Source organism: Vibrio sp. 10N.261.54.A5, from assembly GCF_041471145.1.
Taxonomy (GTDB): Bacteria; Pseudomonadota; Gammaproteobacteria; order Enterobacterales; family Vibrionaceae; genus Vibrio; species Vibrio crassostreae_C.
In genome coordinates this window covers 1-17349 of sequence record NZ_JBFRNU010000006.1, presented here as the reverse complement: position 1 = coordinate 17349, position 17349 = coordinate 1, and the positions used below count along the sequence as shown (strand labels likewise).

13 protein-coding genes are annotated in these 17349 nt (G+C 45.2%); 11 read left to right on the top strand and 2 right to left on the bottom strand.

Annotation, left to right across the window (positions count from 1 at the left end):
- Positions 1-83: 83 nt before the first annotated feature.
- The 8 genes from prfC (at position 84) to deoD (ending at position 9109) form a co-directional block, all read left to right on the top strand.
- Complete coding sequence (gene prfC, locus AB4329_RS01225) at positions 84-1664, top strand: peptide chain release factor 3 (protein WP_017059244.1); 1581 nt, start codon at positions 84-86, stop codon at positions 1662-1664.
- Positions 1665-1762: 98 nt separating this feature from the next.
- Positions 1763-1918 (top strand): DUF5363 family protein, encoded by a 156-nt coding sequence (locus AB4329_RS01220; RefSeq protein ID WP_171732460.1) that lies wholly within the window; start codon positions 1763-1765, stop codon positions 1916-1918.
- Entirely contained in the window at positions 1899-2711 is an 813-nt protein-coding gene (locus tag AB4329_RS01215) for a TatD family hydrolase (protein ID WP_372128688.1), read from the top strand. The genes AB4329_RS01220 and AB4329_RS01215 overlap by 20 nt, the downstream gene beginning before the upstream one ends.
- A 204-nt stretch (positions 2712-2915) precedes the next feature.
- Positions 2916-4178 carry a NupC/NupG family nucleoside CNT transporter gene (locus AB4329_RS01210; protein ID WP_017058833.1) on the top strand — a complete coding sequence of 421 codons (1263 nt, stop codon included), beginning with the start codon at positions 2916-2918 and terminating at the stop codon, positions 4176-4178.
- A 520-nt stretch (positions 4179-4698) separates the two neighbouring features.
- Complete coding sequence (deoC, locus tag AB4329_RS01205; RefSeq protein ID WP_010436196.1) at positions 4699-5475, top strand: deoxyribose-phosphate aldolase; 777 nt, start codon at positions 4699-4701, stop codon at positions 5473-5475.
- Positions 5476-5698: 223 nt separating this feature from the next.
- Positions 5699-7027, top strand: a complete 1329-nt coding sequence (gene deoA / locus AB4329_RS01200; RefSeq protein ID WP_017063283.1) for a thymidine phosphorylase — start codon at positions 5699-5701, stop codon at positions 7025-7027.
- Positions 7028-7103: 76 nt separating this feature from the next.
- On the top strand, positions 7104-8324 hold the full coding sequence (locus AB4329_RS01195) for a phosphopentomutase (protein WP_017063284.1): 1221 nt from the start codon (positions 7104-7106) through the stop codon (positions 8322-8324).
- A 65-nt stretch (positions 8325-8389) separates the two neighbouring features.
- Positions 8390-9109 (top strand): purine-nucleoside phosphorylase, encoded by a 720-nt coding sequence (gene deoD, locus AB4329_RS01190; protein ID WP_017063285.1) that lies wholly within the window; start codon positions 8390-8392, stop codon positions 9107-9109.
- Positions 9110-9236: 127 nt separating this feature from the next.
- Here the strand turns inward: deoD and AB4329_RS01185 are convergent, their stop codons facing one another.
- Positions 9237-9848 (bottom strand): YtjB family periplasmic protein, encoded by a 612-nt coding sequence (locus tag AB4329_RS01185; RefSeq protein ID WP_076655999.1) that lies wholly within the window; start codon positions 9846-9848, stop codon positions 9237-9239.
- A 109-nt stretch (positions 9849-9957) separates the two neighbouring features.
- On the opposite strand from AB4329_RS01185, the gene serB reads away from it, so the two are divergent.
- Positions 9958-10938, top strand: coding sequence for a phosphoserine phosphatase (gene serB, locus AB4329_RS01180; RefSeq protein ID WP_017058828.1), 981 nt, complete (start codon positions 9958-9960; stop codon positions 10936-10938).
- 122 nt (positions 10939-11060) lie between these two features.
- Here the strand turns inward: serB and AB4329_RS01175 are convergent, their stop codons facing one another.
- Entirely contained in the window at positions 11061-13406 is a 2346-nt protein-coding gene (locus AB4329_RS01175) for a PilZ domain-containing protein (protein ID WP_017066978.1), read from the bottom strand.
- Positions 13407-13567: 161 nt separating this feature from the next.
- Between AB4329_RS01175 and radA the strand changes: the two genes are divergently transcribed.
- Positions 13568-14947, top strand: a complete 1380-nt coding sequence (gene radA / locus AB4329_RS01170; RefSeq protein WP_017063288.1) for a DNA repair protein RadA — start codon at positions 13568-13570, stop codon at positions 14945-14947.
- A 235-nt stretch (positions 14948-15182) separates the two neighbouring features.
- Complete coding sequence (gene fusA, locus AB4329_RS01165) at positions 15183-17270, top strand: elongation factor G (protein WP_017058825.1); 2088 nt, start codon at positions 15183-15185, stop codon at positions 17268-17270.
- Positions 17271-17349 lie beyond the last annotated feature (79 nt).

The window sequence follows — 17349 nt, the reverse complement described above, 5'->3', positions numbered from 1 at the left end:
TTTCTGTATAATCCGCACACAGAATTCAAGGGCAAGTATTATCTACTTGCCCTTTTTACGCTTTAGATCAGCAAAGGGCGACTATGTCTTTCCAACAAGAAGTGAGCAAACGTAGAACGTTTGCGATTATCTCTCACCCGGATGCGGGTAAAACCACGATTACTGAAAAAGTTCTTTTATTCGGAAACGCGATTCAAAAAGCGGGTACCGTAAAAGGCCGTGGCTCTAACCAGCACGCTAAATCTGACTGGATGGAGATGGAAAAAGAACGTGGTATCTCGGTAACTACGTCGGTAATGCAATTCCCATACAATGATTGCCTAGTAAACCTACTAGATACTCCAGGACACGAAGATTTCTCGGAAGATACGTACCGTACGCTAACAGCGGTTGATTCATGTTTGATGGTTATCGATGCTGCGAAAGGTGTCGAGGATCGTACTCGTAAACTAATGGAAGTAACGCGTCTGCGTGATACGCCAATCGTAACGTTTATGAACAAACTTGACCGTGACGTTCGTGACCCAATGGAAGTGCTTGATGAAGTAGAGAGCGAGCTAGGTATGGCTTGCGCTCCAATCTCATGGCCAATTGGTTGTGGTAAAGAGTTTAAAGGTGTTTACCACATTCACCGTGATGAAACGATCTTGTATGAATCTGGCCACGGCCACGAGATCCAAGAAGTTCGTATCATCAAAGGTCTCGATAACCCTGAGCTAGATGAAGCAGTAGGTGCTGATCTTGCGGAAAGCGTACGTGAAGAGCTAGAGCTTGTTATCGGTGCTTGTCCTGAGTTTGATCATGAACTGTTCCTAGCGGGTGAACTAACGCCGGTTTACTTCGGTACTGCATTGGGTAACTTTGGTGTTGACCACATGCTTGATGGTCTAACGAAATGGGCTCCAGCACCTCAAACGCGTCAAGCGAACGAACGTGATGTTGAAGCGACAGAAGAGAAGTTCTCTGGTTTCGTATTTAAGATCCAAGCAAACATGGACCCTAAACACCGTGACCGTATCGCATTCATGCGTATCGTTTCGGGTACTTACAACCAAGGTATGAAGATGAACCATGTTCGTACTGGTAAGAGTGTAAGTATCTCTGATGCGGTAACCTTCATGGCGGGTGACCGTGCTCGTGCTGAGAAAGCATACGCGGGTGATATTATCGGTCTACATAACCACGGTACTATCCAGATTGGTGATACCTTTACTCAAGGTGAGAGCCTTAAGTTCGCTGGTATTCCTAACTTCGCACCTGAGCTATTCCGTCGTATTCGCCTACGCGATCCACTTAAGCAGAAGCAACTTCTAAAAGGCTTAGTTCAGCTTTCAGAAGAGGGCGCAGTACAAGTATTCCGTCCTATGCAGAACAACGACCTGATCGTTGGTGCGGTTGGTGTCCTTCAGTTCGACGTGGTTGTAGCGCGCTTGAAAGCGGAATACAACGTAGAAGCTATCTACGAAGGTGTTAACGTTGCAACAGCTCGTTGGGTTGAATGTGATGACGCTAAGAAACTTGAAGAATTCAAACGTAAGAACCAATCTAACCTAGCGCTAGATGGCGGTGATAACCTGTCTTACATCGCACCAACTATGGTGAACTTGAACCTAGCTTCTGAACGTTTCCCTGAAGTTCAATTCCGAGCGACGCGCGAGCACTAATTTCTTCGATCTCTATTCGAGTTAAACAAAAACGTCTATTGTTCTGCAATAGGCGTTTTTTAATGCGTGCCATTTTAGACAATAAGCTTGAGGTAAATATGTTCGGTTGGATAAAAGCTTGGATTAGGAAATACGATAAGTGGTGTGAAGAGCTTGGGCTAACGCCTGAAAACAAGCGCAGTTGTGTTCCTTATCGTCGAGATCCTCAAGGGCAGCAAGCTGAGAGTGGGAAAGATGACACAGCAAACAAGTGATTTTCCGCTATTTGATACACATTGCCACGCAGACTTTGAGGCGTTTGAGCAAGGTTTTACCCATGAGCTGAGCATTGAGGGATATATCAAAGAGGCAAAACAGGCTCAAGTTGAGAAGTTACTCATCCCTTCTATCGGTCAAAATAACTGGCATAAGCTTGAGAAAATTGCGCAATCTCACCCCAATATTTACTATGCATTAGGCTTCCATCCTTACTTTTTAGAACCGGCCAATGACGAACAATTTTCGGAACTTCGCCAATTACTCGCTTCAAAAAACAGCCAATGTGTCGCGATAGGTGAGTGCGGGCTCGACTTTTTTGTGGACGTTGAACGAGAGAAACAAGAGCGCTTTTTCATCCAACAAATGGAGCTTGCGAAGGAGTTTGACCTGCCTTTAATCATCCATGAGAGGAAGTCTTACAACCGACTTATCGAGCTAATAAAGCAGCATAAGTTCACCTTAGGTGGTGTGATTCACGGTTTTTCTGGGAGTGAACAGCAAGCTTTGGCGTGGATCAAGCTCGGTTTCTATATTGGCGTCGGTGGAACGATAACTTACCCAAGAGCGCAAAAAACACGCACAACCATCGCAAAATTGCCCCTTGAATGTCTGGTATTGGAAACGGATGCTCCGGACATGCCCATGTATGGAAACCAAGGAAATGTTAATCATTCCAAATATTTAGTTACGATCTTAAATGAACTTTTTTTGCTTAGAAAAGAGCCAAAGCAATCGATTGCAGCGCAAATTTGGCAAAATAGCCATCGCGCATTCGGTATATGTGAATAAAATCGAAGGTTTTTGTTTATCGTTTGCGTAAATTGCACTGAGCTTGTGATTTGGGTCACATTTGCGTGTGAATGGTACATGAATCTTCTACGAAAGTGTGAGGACGGCATTACTTTATTAGTGGTCGCATGAGTATAATTGCCTCCGCTTTATAGCCCCATTTTGTAACACGCCAATAAATAACTAATAAGGAAGTCATAAACTATGAGCCTGTTTATGAGCCTAGTCGGAATGGTTGCACTGATCGCAATCGCAGTACTACTATCTGACAACCGCAAAGCTATTAATCTAAGAACAGTGGGTGGCGCTTTCGCTATCCAATTCGCACTTGGTGCATTCGTACTTTACATCCCTTGGGGTCGTGATCTACTTGCAGGTTTCTCTGCTGGTGTAGCAAACGTGATCGACTACGGTAAAGACGGTACTGGTTTCCTATTCGGCAGCCTAGTTAACTTCTCAGTTGACGGTATCGGTTTCATCTTTGCTTTCCAAGTACTACCAACTCTGATTTTCTTCTCTGCACTTATCTCTGTACTTTACTACATTGGTGTTATGCAAATTGTAATCAAAGTTCTTGGTGGTGGTCTTCAGAAAGCTCTAGGTACTTCTCGCGCCGAGTCTATGTCTGCAGCAGCAAACATCTTCGTTGGTCAAACTGAAGCACCTCTAGTTGTTCGTCCATTTGTTCCTAAAATGACTAACTCTGAACTATTCGCAGTAATGTGTGGTGGTTTGGCTTCTGTAGCTGGTGGTGTACTAGCGGGTTACGCATCTATGGGTGTACCTCTAGAGTACCTTGTAGCAGCATCATTCATGGCAGCACCAGGTGGTCTACTATTCGCTAAAATCATCAAGCCTGAAACAGATACGCCAGACGACAACATCGCTGACGAAATGGACGGTGGCGATGACAAACCAGCTAACGTTATCGACGCAGCAGCAGGTGGCGCATCAGTTGGTCTACAACTAGCACTTAACGTTGGTGCAATGCTACTAGCATTCATCGGTCTAATTGCTCTAATCAACGGTATCCTAGGTGGCATCGGTGGTTGGTTCGGTATGGAAAACCTAACTCTAGAACTTCTTCTAGGTTGGATCTTCGCACCGCTAGCATTCATCATTGGTGTTCCATGGGAAGAAGCAACTATCGCTGGTTCTTTCATTGGTCAGAAGACAGTTGTTAACGAATTCGTTGCATACCTAAACTTCGTACCATACGTTGGTGAAAACGCTCAAGTTGTTGCAGCAACTGGTCAAGTGATGTCTGAGAAGACTCAAGCTATCATCGCATTCGCACTATGTGGTTTCGCAAACCTTTCTTCAATTGCGATTCTTCTAGGTGGTCTAGGTGGTATTGCACCAAGCCGTCGCCACGACATCGCACGTATGGGTGTTAAAGCGGTAATTGCTGGTACTCTATCTAACCTGATGGCAGCAACAATTGCTGGCTTCTTCCTGTCTTTCTAATTAGTTAGAAATCGATATATAGACGCCATAATAATATCGCCCCGTAGCAAGAAATTGCTGCGGGGCTTTTTTGTTTTTAGGCCTGCCGTTTTTAGTATATGCACGCGCTTATGCTTAGATTCGATGTAGGGTCTAGAATGTTTTTTTGAGATACAAACCGTTTGCGTTCTAAGGAGCACTACAATTTATTGATGGATACCTATAATGTATAAGCTAAAGGGATAGGATGTCTCTGTTGGCAAGAAAGTAACCTCGAAATCAACTCGAACGTTATTCTTCTGGGATTAAGCCAAAATTAGCGATACGCTATAGATGTTAGACACAACATGACTGATTTGTTGTGCCATAGACCAAACTGGTACTGTGCGGTGACAAGGATTGCAATTGGTAGCGAAAGTTATCAAGTCTTCAGGGAACCAAGTCCGTTCATTTGTGGCTACTGAGCATTACTAAAATATCCATCTATACTGGATGGAGGGCGAAGTAGTTAACTATTTGAATATATTGATCGGAGATAGAAATGAGCGATTTAAAAGCAGCAGCTCTACGTGCACTTAAACTTATGGACCTAACTACGCTAAATGACGACGATACTACTGAAAAAGTAGTGGCGCTTTGTCATGACGCGAAGACTGCAGTAGGCAACACCGCTGCAATCTGTATTTACCCTCGCTTTATCCCAGCAGCTAAGAAAGCGTTGCGTGAGCAAGGTACTCCAGAAGTACGCATTGCGACTGTAACTAACTTCCCTCATGGTAATGACGACATCGAAATTGCTGTTGCAGAAACAAAAGCAGCGGTAGCGTACGGCGCAGACGAAGTTGACGTAGTATTCCCATACCGTGCTCTTATTGCTGGCAACGAAGAAGTTGGCTTTGAGCTAGTTAAACAGTGTAAAGCAGCTTGTGGTGACATCACGCTTAAAGTGATCATCGAAACAGGTGAACTGAAAGAAGAAGCACTAATCAAGAAAGCTTCTCAAATCTGTATCGAAGCAGGTGCAGACTTCATCAAAACTTCAACAGGTAAAGTGCCAGTAAACGCGACTCCAGAGTACGCGCGCATGATGCTTGAAGTTATCCGTGACATGGGCGTTGCTAAAACAGTTGGTTTCAAACCAGCTGGTGGCGTACGTACTGCTGAAGATGCAGCACTATACCTAGCAATGGCTGATGAGCTACTAGGCGCTGAGTGGGCAGACAACATGCACTACCGTTTTGGTGCTTCAAGCCTACTAACTAACCTTCTTAATACATTAGAAGTGACAGACCAGACTGCTGATCCAGCAGCATACTAATTTACTCGTCATATTTGACACCGCAGCGTTGTTGACTGCGTAAGTTCCTCCTAATCACATAGAGCCTCTATGCTCATAGGAATGAACTCACTGGTCGCCTAACTGCAACGCCAAATATTTAGAGTATTGAACATAATAAGTCTGTTTGATGGAGTGGCGTCAAGCCACTCCATATTACCTCTTTTCCCTACAAACCATACTCACTAGAGTTTGGGAGGCACTAATGTATCTACCTCAAGAAATTATTCGCAGAAAACGTGACGGTGAAGTCCTAACAGCTGAAGAAATTAACTTCTTCATTCAAGGTGTGGCTAAGAACACGGTTTCTGAAGGCCAAATTGCCGCATTCGCAATGGCTATCTTTTTTAATGAAATGACGATGCCAGAACGTATCGCACTAACGTGTGCAATGCGTGATTCAGGCATGGTGATTGACTGGAGCCACATGAACTTTGATGGCCCAATCGTTGATAAACACTCTACTGGTGGTGTTGGCGACGTTACTTCTCTGATGCTTGGCCCAATGGTGGCAGCATGTGGCGGTTTCGTTCCAATGATCTCTGGTCGTGGTTTAGGCCACACTGGCGGTACGCTAGACAAGCTGGAATCTATTCCGGGTTACAACATTACACCAACCAACGATGTGTTCGGTGAAGTAACGAAAGATGCTGGCGTGGCTATCATCGGTCAAACAGGCGATCTAGCTCCTGCTGACAAGCGTGTTTACGCAACTCGTGATATCACAGCAACAGTCGATAACATCTCGCTGATCACGGCTTCAATCCTATCTAAGAAACTGGCTGCGGGCCTTGATTCTCTAGTGATGGATGTAAAAGTAGGTTCAGGCGCATTCATGCCGACTTACGAAGCATCTGAAGAGCTAGCGAAATCTATCGTTGCAGTAGCAAACGGTGCGGGTACTAAAACAACAGCAATCCTAACGGACATGAACCAAGTGCTGGCTTCTTCAGCGGGTAACGCAGTAGAAGTTCGTGAAGCGGTTCAGTTCCTAACGGGTGAATACCGTAACCCTCGCTTGTTAGAGATCACTCTAGCATCGTGTGCTGAAATGCTGGTGCTCGGTAACCTAGCTAAAGACTCAGACGAAGCGCGCGAAAAACTGATGGCAGTACTGGATAACGGTAAGGCAGCAGAGTGCTTCGGTAAAATGGTAGCGGGCCTTGGTGGTCCAGTTGATTTCGTAATGAACTACGATAACTACCTAGAAAAAGCAGACATTATTAAGCCAGTGTACGCGTTAGAAAGCGGTGTGGTATCAGCAATGGATACTCGTGCAATTGGTATGGCTGTGGTTGGTATGGGCGGCGGTCGTCGTGTAGCAACTGACAGCATTGATTACGCAGTCGGTTTTGATCACTTCATTCGCCTAGGTGAAGTAGCAAGTGAAGATAAGCCATTAGCAATGATTCATGCTCGTAACGAACAACAGTGGCAAGAAGCTGCAACAGCATTACAAAATGCAATCACTGTGGGCGGAGAATATACAGCAACGCCAGACGTTTACCGTCAGATTCGTTCTGAAGACGTGTAAATAACAGGTATCGGTATACCTCGCGTATACCGATAAACAGAGTTCTGGTGCAAAGAGCAATAAGTTGGTGAAGAAAATGAAAAGAGCATTTATTTTAGTTTTAGATTCATTCGGTATCGGTGAAACAGCGGATGCAGACAAATTTGGTGATGTAGGTTCTGACACTATGGGCCACATCGCAGATCATTGTGACCAAGGTCTTGCAGACAATGCAGATCGTAAAGGTTCACTGGCACTGCCAAACCTGTCTAAGCTAGGTCTAGCGATGGCTCACAAAGAGTCTACGGGTCGTTTTGCTCCTGGTATGGATGCAGACGCTGAGATCATTGGCGCTTACGGTCACGCTGCTGAGCTGTCTTCTGGTAAAGACACGCCATCAGGTCACTGGGAAATTGCGGGTGTTCCTGTACTGTTTGACTGGGGCTACTTCACCGACAAAGAGAACAGCTTTCCAAAAGAACTGACTGACCGCATCCTTGAGCGTGCAGGCCTGTCTGGTTTCTTAGGTAACTGCCACTCATCTGGCACGGAAATCCTAGATAACCTAGGTGAAGAGCATATGAAGACTGGCTTGCCTATCTTCTATACTTCTGCAGATTCTGTTTTCCAGATCGCTTGTCACGAAGAGACATTCGGCCTGCAAAACCTATTAGACCTTTGTCAGATTGCTCGTGAAGAGCTAGAAGACTACAACATTGGTCGTGTTATCGCTCGTCCGTTCATTGGCCCAGGTAAAGGTCAATTCGAACGTACTGGTAACCGTCGTGATCTTTCTGTTGAGCCACCTGCAGCCACCATTCTTCAGAAGTTGGTTGATGAGAAGGGCGGTAACGTTCACTCAATCGGCAAGATCTCTGATATCTACGCGGGTTGTGGCATCACTCAGAAAACCAAAGCAACAGGTATTCCTGCGCTATTTGAAGCAACCAAAGAAGCGATCAATGAAGCAGGCGACAACACTATCGTGTTCACTAACTTCGTTGATTTCGACTCAGCTTACGGCCACCGCCGTGATGTTGCTGGTTATGCAGCGGCACTTGAGTACTTCGATGGTCGCATCAATGAAATCATCGATATGATGAAAGAAGATGATGTGCTTATCCTAACGGCTGACCACGGTTGTGATCCGACATGGCCAGGTACAGACCATACTCGTGAGCACATCCCTGTGATTGTTTACGGTCAGAAGGTTCCAGCCGGTTCTTTAGGCCGTCGCGATACGTTCGCTGATATCGGTCAAAGCTTAGCGTCATACTTTGGTACATCGCCAATGGGACACGGTACAAGCTTTCTATAATAGTTAACGAAGAGAGAGGGAAACCTCTCTCTTCTTTTTTTGTTTTGAGATTAAGGATATTTTCAATGGCTACTCCACATATTAATGCTGAAATGGGTGATTTCGCTGACGTAGTTTTAATGCCAGGTGACCCGCTACGTGCTAAATACATCGCTGAAACCTTCTTAGAAGAAGTGGTTCAAGTGTGCGACGTTCGCAACATGTTTGGTTACACCGGTACTTACAAAGGTCGTAAGGTTTCGGTAATGGGACACGGTATGGGCATTCCATCTTGTTCTATTTACGCGACTGAGCTGATCAAAGACTTTGGTGTGAAGAAGATCATTCGTGTCGGCAGTTGTGGTGCAGTGAGCGAAGATATCAAAGTGCGTGATGTGGTGATCGGTATGGGCGCATGTACTGACTCTAAAGTGAACCGTATTCGCTTTAAAGATCATGACTTTGCGGCTATTGCGGATTACAAAATGGTGCGCGCGGCAGAAGATGCAGCCAAAGCTCTCGGTGTCGGCGTAAAAGTCGGTAACCTGTTCTCGGCTGAGCTGTTCTACACGCCAGATCCAGAGATGTTCGAAGTAATGGACAAATACGGCATTGTTGGCGTAGAGATGGAAGCGGCTGGCATCTATGGTGTATGTGCTGAATACGGCGCAAAAGCTCTAACGATCTGTACTGTTTCTGACCACATCAAGACTGGTGAGCAAACGACATCAGATGAACGTCAAACGACTTTCAACGACATGATGGTTATCGCACTAGACTCAGTGTTGCTTGGTGACCAAGAATAATCTTGTTTTGTCTTAGCTTGATAAGTTAACAGATAACAAAAAGCCCCGTTGCTGCCTGAGCGTCGGGGCTTTTTATTGGATTGCTGTATTTATTCTGAGTCTAGTATTTATTGTCAGCCTAGTGTGTTTATGAGCTTACATTTTTCAATAGTAAGTTCTCACCAGACTTAGTTGGTCTTCTGCGAATCAGCATGATGAACAACACGCCACTCACAAACCCCATCAACACCATACCGATCATGTAGCGATCACTTTTGCGGTAGTGGTGATCAGAAATCGCCGTCATCTTACCGGTTTCAAAAGTCACTCGAATAAAGCCGATGATCGTTTTCTCTGGAGAATAAATAGGTTCAACTAACTGTTGTCTGCCGATACTTGCTGTTGAAAGTGGTGTATCTAAGCCAAGAACCTCACGTACCGAGAGGGCTTTTTCGCTCGAAGCCAGTCGAATACCCTCTGCATCATAGATGGTGGTATCGAACACCAGTCGGTCTTGAGATAGCTGGTTAGTCAGATCAAGCAATCGCTCTTGGTCTTGTTGCGTGATCATCTTGCTGGCTGAAAGTGATGCCTGAGAGATAAGCAGCTTGGTAAGAGTTTCCAACTGTTTTGCTTGGATCTTCTCGTTACCTTTACTGATCACGACCGTATTTTTAATCGTTACAACGAACATGGTAGCCAACAAAATGAGGGCTAGCATTCGTAAAGCGTTACGTATTGAGAACAATGATTCATTCATGTTTCACGAAGCCTGAAATAAACAAATGTTATGATTAAGACATATTGAGACTTGCGTTTTCAAATTGCAATAGGTTAACGTTTAGCATAGTTAATTAGGAATCATACACATGGACGCTCAGAAATATCTGCCGATAAAAAGGCATACGACATTATTAACTCGACTCCCCGAGACTCGTTTCGCTTCTCAACTCGCTAAATCCAAGGCCAATTGGATTGTGTTTGGTGAGTACCTATCTCCACAATCTTTCGATGACATCGACTTTTTCACTGGCACTTACAACACCATCCTCGATACGTGGAAGGTTGGGCATTATGAAGTGGCTTTGATGTCAGGCAATCTAACGCCAGCACACGAAGAAATCCTCCAAGCGCTGAAGCTTGATTATGCTTGCCTTAGCGAGGTCCCAGACTTATCTAAGCCAGGTTTGATCGTGATGGATATGGATTCCACAGCGATTCAAATTGAATGCATCGATGAGATTGCCAAGCTAGCTGGAGTGGGAGAGTTAGTCTCTGAAATCACAGAACGAGCAATGCAAGGCGAGCTCGACTTTGAACAGAGCCTACGCCAGCGAGTAGGAGCACTGAAAGGTGCGGATGAGTCGATATTAGAGCAAGTGCGTCAGTCATTGCCATTCATGCCAGACTTGGTCGGGCTGGTGAATACTCTAAATAAGCTTGGCTGGAAAACGGCGATTGCATCAGGCGGTTTTACTTACTTCTCTGACTACCTGAAAGATACCCTTGATCTAGACCATGCTCAATCAAACACGCTTGAGATCGTCAACGGTAAGTTGACGGGTGAAGTCTTAGGCGATGTTGTTTCGGCGCAGACCAAAGCGGATATCTTGGTAGAGTTGGCTGAAGAGTACGAATTGGAACTACATAATACCGTTGCCGTTGGTGATGGTGCCAATGACTTGGTGATGATGGGCTCTGCAGGTTTAGGCATTGCCTACCACGCAAAACCAAAAGTAGAGCAGCAAGCTCAAACTGCTGTTCGTTACGCAGGTTTAGGCGGTGTGCTGTGTATCTTGTCGGGTGTATTGGCTAAGCAACAGAAGATCAGCTGGCAAGCGAAACCTTAGGGGCTCTACCTAAGTGCTATTGGCGATGTATCTTATTTAGCAATAGTGGCTCAGACACAAAAAAAGCAGGCTATCAGCCTGCTTTTTCAATTTTCATGCTTAAGTTAATACGCCACTCGAGGCTAGCGTGTTAGCTCCAATCGAATCAGCACTTCATCGGTAATGTCCTCTATCTCGCCATAACCGATAAACGCCGTCACCTCATTCTCTAGCTTCTTAGCTTGATGCATACTGATGCGTGAAAGCTCTTCTAAATCCGACTGGAATAAACTCGTTAGCGGATTAAAGATAGGTGCCGTGGTGACTCGCAATACATACACATCACCTAAGTGCTGCGCTTTCTTGATGAATAAGATGCGTTCCTTTGCTGAGGCGAAGTCTTTGACCAACTTGGTGTGTACCGACTGGATTTTGTCGCCAAACTTCACTGCAGCAATGTACACGTCATGATGCTTAGGCTCCGCACCTTCAATTCTTTTTAGTGGCTCAGCCAACAGTGAGTTGGTGTGACCCTTGAAGATTGGCTCGAGTGAGAACTTTTGGTTGTGACCAAGTTTAGCAAGTAACGTTAGATGCTTATTCAGTGGGAAATTCACACCAATGATCTTACAGCGCAGCGTTGAACTTGGCTTATCAATGAATATTGGGTTACTGACCATCTTGCTCAACAAAATGTTGTGCAGTGATTCGAGTAGCGAATGTGTTGGCAGTATCTCTTGCTTCTTAATCAGCTTACTTTGGTTTTGATCGATAAGCCCATTAAGGAAAGCGATGGTACGCATTGTCTTGGCGTTCTCGGCAATAACCAACTGCACGTTGCGACCATTCGGACTCACTCGAATTACGTGGTAAGGCACTGTGCTCAGTGGCAGGTTCTTGTCATAGAGCTGCAGTTCATTGAAGTTCACTAATACCGGATCATTAATCTTGAGTACCATTGGGTGTTCAAGGCTAATGCTCAGTCCACGCTTCGAAATATCTAAGGTGTGTCCGTTCGCCGCTGCGCCATCTTGTGATGTAAGTTGCAACGGTGACTTAAATTGGTATCTCGGCTCTTTACGACGAGTCTGAGAGTCAAAGTAGATGCTTTGAATATTGCCGACGACAGTACGCGGGTGACGGAAGCGGTTCAATTCACTGCTTGGAATGCGTGGCTTTTCACTCAGAAGATAGTCCGCCGCACTTTCGTGATCGCCAATCTCTTGCAAGATTCCGCAATGCGTCAGTTGAGCTGAGCTTTGAGCCAGCGTATCCGAGTGTTTAGCTAATGCTTGTCGCTCAGTGTCTGAAAGTTCGAAAACCGAGAACTTGAACGCCTTCCAACTTTTACGTTTGCCACCGATGTGCCAGAACAGCTGTCTTTGTTCACGAGAGGCTTCAGGCAGCATCATTGAATAGAACAAGGTCTTGTTTTGGTGTTCATGGGTAAAAGAGTAGATAACGTTACTGGTTCCCTTCACTCCTGGTTTCGCCAACAGGTTCATACGTTGCTCGTTGAACAGGGTACCCAGCGCTTGTTGATTTCGTTCGTCGTGCCAATATTGCCATAATGGATGGTTGTTATCCGTCAGTAGGGCAAGCTTTAGTTCGCTGCCGCTGAAAAACAGGGGTAGGTTACAAGTATGCTTTAGATAGGTATGTTCGATTCCTCGAGTACGAGTTCGAATAATCCTATCTTGATTCTCATGGCTGGTTTTCTTACTGGTGCTATTTAAAGACTCATCGAGTAAGCGAGCCACAATATTGTTGTCGCTTACCTTGATGGTTCTTAGAAATTTGACCGCGTTGTTCTCATAAGATTCGTCGATACCCAAAACACGAAATTCAACCGCTTGGTTAACATCGTTTTCTTGGGACTTTTCGATAAGCTCTGAGAACTTAACGCTGATGATCTCGCCGAGGTTGTATCGAAAGGCGCTCGGTACTTTGAACTTTGCACCCGACGGGGAGATATCAACCGTTACACCATGTAGGCTTTGCCCTTTCGATGTGGTGATCTCGACCTGCGAGCTAATCTTGAGTCTGTTCTCTTGGCGTTTTAAGTCGTAACCTAGGTTAATAGCTTCCGCTTCGTACGGGCTATTGGCGCTAGTAATGTCGTGGTTACCTTGAGAAGATGTTTTAACAACGCTCAGAGGCTGAGTTCGCGGAGTCATTACTAACTCCCATGCGCCTTCTGTGTAACCTTTAAACTTTTTCGTACCACGTTGATATGCGTTTAAAGCGATATCATCGAGCCAGTGCTTACGGCCATCGAGAGTGAACTGACGACACTCATTATCAATACGCCCGCGTAAATCAATGCTCTTTGTACACGGAGCCATGATACGATTCAGTTCCATTTTAACGAGCAGCTTCAGAGACGGCGATTCCCCTTCTGTCATTTGAGAAAGAAGGAATTCGAAATCTTCGGCGTGGTAAGCCGGGATTAAACGTTCTGCTACAGATAGAATTTCAGATTGCTGCATACTTTTCTTGTTAGAATGGACGGTGCGTTTATGTTATCGACTAGTTTAAATCGATCTTTAAGTATAAGTGGTATGACTGCAACTTTTATTTTCATCCGTACGGTCAAATAAGTCACAAATTGACAACATCATTGTGTAATTGAGTAAATTATTGAGGTTTTATGGCGAAGGCAAAGCGAGCTTATGTGTGTAATGACTGTGGTGCCGATTTTCCACGTTGGCAGGGGCAGTGCAATGCATGTGGTGCTTGGAACACGATTACAGAAGTTAGGTTAGCCGCTTCACCTCAGGTCGCACGTAATGAACGATTGAGTGGTTATGCGGGCGGTGCAACTGAATCTTCGGTTCAAACGCTGTCAGAAATCGATCTGCAAGAAGTCCCACGTTTTAGCAGTGGCTTTAAAGAGCTAGACCGCGTACTTGGTGGTGGTGTCGTACCGGGTGCTGCGATCCTGATTGGTGGTAACCCGGGTGCCGGTAAATCAACGCTGCTATTACAAACCATGTGTCAGCTTTCTTCTCAATTACCGACTCTCTATGTAACCGGGGAAGAATCTCTGCAACAAGTCGCGATGCGTGCGTCTCGACTTGGATTGCCAAAAGAGCACCTAAAGATGCTCTCAGAAACGAACGTGGATAAGATTTGTCAGGTTGCAGAAAAAGAACAACCTAAGATCATGGTTATCGACTCGATCCAAGTTATGCACGTTGCGGATGTTCAATCTTCTCCGGGCAGTGTTGCACAGGTTCGTGAATCGGCAACCGCATTAACGCGCTACGCAAAACAGAATAACGTTGCTGTGTTCTTAGTTGGACACGTAACTAAAGACGGCACCTTAGCAGGGCCAAAAGTACTTGAGCACATTATTGACTGTTCTGTTTTATTAGATGGCGGAACCGATAGCCGTTTTAGAACGCTACGCAGCCACAAAAACCGTTTTGGTGCAGTGAATGAACTGGGTGTGTTTGCGATGACAGGCCAAGGGCTAAAAGAAGTCAGCAACCCATCCGCTATCTTCTTGTCTCGTGGTGAAGAAGAAACCTCGGGCAGTTCTGTCATGGTGGTGTGGGAAGGGACGCGTCCACTTCTTGTCGAAATCCAAGCGCTGGTGGATTATTCACAGCTGGCTAACCCACGTCGCGTCGCTGTCGGCCTAGAGCAAAACAGGCTTTCTTTGTTATTAGCGGTGCTGCATAAACACGGCGGCTTACAAATGGCTGACCAAGATGTGTTTGTGAATGTCGTCGGTGGTGTTAAAGTAACCGAAACCAGTGCTGATCTTGCGTTGGTGATGGCTCTACTTTCTAGTTTCAGAGACCGCGCATTACCAAAAGATGTGGTGGTATTTGGAGAAGTAGGCCTAGCGGGTGAGATTCGACCTGTACCGAGCGGACAAGAGCGTCTTAATGAGGCATTTAAACACGGCTTCAAGAAAGCGATTGTACCGGCGGCTAACATGCCTAAAGGTGGTATTCCTGGAATGCAGATCCACGGCGTGAAAAAATTATCAGAAGCAATTAATGCTTTTGATGAGTTGTAATTGAGCTCACTTCAGCTACTCTATACAGCAGAAATTCAGTCTAACTTAAAACGCCAATTGCGCTTTAGATTAGCACTAAACTAAACAATCATTTAGATTGTTTCTACAGATTGCCTTTTTCTATATGTTAGAAAAAGGCAAAGTTTTTTAGTCCCAAATGCATGCAAAGCTATCAGTCTTCACAGATTGTGATATACTCTGCGCGCATTTTATATCCTATTAACAGAGTAAGACAATGGCAGATTTATCGAAATACAGAAACATTGGTATTTTCGCGCACGTTGATGCGGGTAAAACAACTACCACTGAGCGTATCCTTAAGCTAACTGGTCAAATCCACAAGACTGGTGAAGTACATGATGGCGAATCAACGACTGACTTCATGGAACAGGAAGCTGAGCGCGGTATTACTATCCAATCAGCAGCTGTAAGCTGTTTTTGGAACGATCACCGTCTAAACGTTATCGATACTCCTGGACACGTTGACTTCACAGTTGAAGTATACCGTTCTCTTAAAGTTCTTGATGGCGGTATCGGTGTATTCTGTGGTTCTGGTGGTGTTGAACCTCAATCAGAAACTAACTGGCGCTACGCTAACGAATCAGAAGTATCTCGTCTGATCTTCGTTAACAAACTAGACCGTATGGGTGCAGACTTCTACAACGTTGTTGACCAAGTTAAAAACGTTCTAGGTGCAACTCCTCTAGTAATGGTTCTACCAATCGGCCGTGAAGACGAGTTCGTTGGTGTTGTAGACCTACTAAGCCGTAAAGCATACGTTTGGGATGACACTGGTCTTCCTGAAAACTACGAAATCAAAGATGTTCCAGCGGACATGGTTGATGACGTTGAGCAATACCGTGAAGAGCTAATCGAAACTGCTGTAGAGCAAGACGATGACCTAATGGAAGCTTACATGGAAGGTGAAGAGCCTTCTATTGAAGACGTTAAGCGTTGTATCCGTAAAGGTACTCGTGATATCGCATTCTTCCCAACGTTCTGTGGTTCTGCGTTCAAGAACAAAGGTATGCAACTTATCCTTGATGCTGTAGTAGATTACCTACCAGCACCAACTGAAGTTGACCCTCAGCCTCTAATGGATGAGAACGGTGAAGAAACTGGCGAACACGCTATCGTTTCTACAGATGAGACTTTCAAAGCGCTTGCATTCAAAATCATGGATGACCGCTTCGGTGCTCTAACTTTCGTTCGTATTTACTCTGGTAAACTGAACAAAGGTGACACGATTCTTAACTCATTCACTGGCAAGACTGAACGTGTTGGCCGTATGGTTGAGATGCAAGCTGATGACCGTAACGAACTAACTAGCGCACAAGCTGGTGACATCATTGCGATCGTTGGTATGAAGAACGTGCAGACTGGTCACACTCTATGTGATCCTAAGCACCAAGTAACGCTTGAGCCAATGGTATTCCCAACTCCAGTAATCTCAATCGCTGTATCTCCAAAAGATAAAGGCGGTTCTGAGAAAATGGGTATCGCTATCGGTAAAATGGTTGCAGAAGATCCATCTTTCCAAGTTGAGACTGACGAAGAGACTGGCGAAACTATCCTGAAAGGTATGGGTGAACTTCACCTAGACATCAAGGTAGATATCCTTAAGCGTACATACGGCGTTGACCTAACTGTAGGTGCTCCTCAAGTTGCTTACCGTGAAACTATCACTCAAGCAATTGAAGATAGCTACACGCACAAGAAGCAATCTGGTGGTTCTGGTCAATTCGGTAAGATCGATTACCGTATCAAACCAGGCGAAGCAGGTTCTGGCTTCAAGTTCAACTCTGTAGTTGTGGGCGGTAACGTTCCTAAAGAATTCTGGCCTGCAGTTGAGAAAGGCTTCGCATCTATGATGGAAAACGGCGTACTAGCTGGCTTCCCAACTCTAGACGTTGAAGTTGAACTTTTCGATGGTGGTTTCCACGCAGTCGATTCATCTGCTATCGCATTTGAAATCGCAGCGAAAGGCGCATTCCGTCAATCTATGCCTAAAGCTGGCGCGCAACTTCTTGAGCCAATCATGAACGTTGACGTGTTCACTCCAGACGATCACGTTGGTGATGTTATCGGTGACCTTAACCGTCGTCGTGGCATGATCAAAGATCAACAAGCTGGCGTAACTGGTGTTCGTATTAAAGCTGACGTACCTCTTTCTGAGATGTTCGGCTACATCGGTCACCTACGTACTATCACTTCTGGTCGTGGCCAATTCTCTATGGAATTCGCACAATACGCACCATGTCCAACTAACGTTGCTGACGAAGTGATTGCAAAAGTTAAAGCAGAAAAAGAAGCTGGTAAGTAATTAGCCCTTTTCTCAATTAGCTAAAAAAGCCCCGCAAGTGAAAGCTTGCGGGGCTTTTTATTGGTTCATCGCGGCTTTC

Coding starts and splice junctions, on each gene's coding strand:
- AB4329_RS01220 (WP_171732460.1), top strand. CDS start 1,763: ATGTTCGGTTGGATAAAAGCTTGGATTAGGAAATACGATAAGTGGTGT.
- deoC (WP_010436196.1), top strand. CDS start 4,699: ATGAGCGATTTAAAAGCAGCAGCTCTACGTGCACTTAAACTTATGGAC.
- fusA (WP_017058825.1), top strand. CDS start 15,183: ATGGCAGATTTATCGAAATACAGAAACATTGGTATTTTCGCGCACGTT.
- AB4329_RS01195 (WP_017063284.1), top strand. CDS start 7,104: ATGAAAAGAGCATTTATTTTAGTTTTAGATTCATTCGGTATCGGTGAA.
- radA (WP_017063288.1), top strand. CDS start 13,568: ATGGCGAAGGCAAAGCGAGCTTATGTGTGTAATGACTGTGGTGCCGAT.
- serB (WP_017058828.1), top strand. CDS start 9,958: ATGGACGCTCAGAAATATCTGCCGATAAAAAGGCATACGACATTATTA.
- deoD (WP_017063285.1), top strand. CDS start 8,390: ATGGCTACTCCACATATTAATGCTGAAATGGGTGATTTCGCTGACGTA.
- prfC (WP_017059244.1), top strand. CDS start 84: ATGTCTTTCCAACAAGAAGTGAGCAAACGTAGAACGTTTGCGATTATC.
- AB4329_RS01175 (WP_017066978.1), bottom strand. CDS start 13,406: ATGCAGCAATCTGAAATTCTATCTGTAGCAGAACGTTTAATCCCGGCT.
- deoA (WP_017063283.1), top strand. CDS start 5,699: ATGTATCTACCTCAAGAAATTATTCGCAGAAAACGTGACGGTGAAGTC.
- AB4329_RS01215 (WP_372128688.1), top strand. CDS start 1,899: ATGACACAGCAAACAAGTGATTTTCCGCTATTTGATACACATTGCCAC.
- AB4329_RS01185 (WP_076655999.1), bottom strand. CDS start 9,848: ATGAATGAATCATTGTTCTCAATACGTAACGCTTTACGAATGCTAGCC.
- AB4329_RS01210 (WP_017058833.1), top strand. CDS start 2,916: ATGAGCCTGTTTATGAGCCTAGTCGGAATGGTTGCACTGATCGCAATC.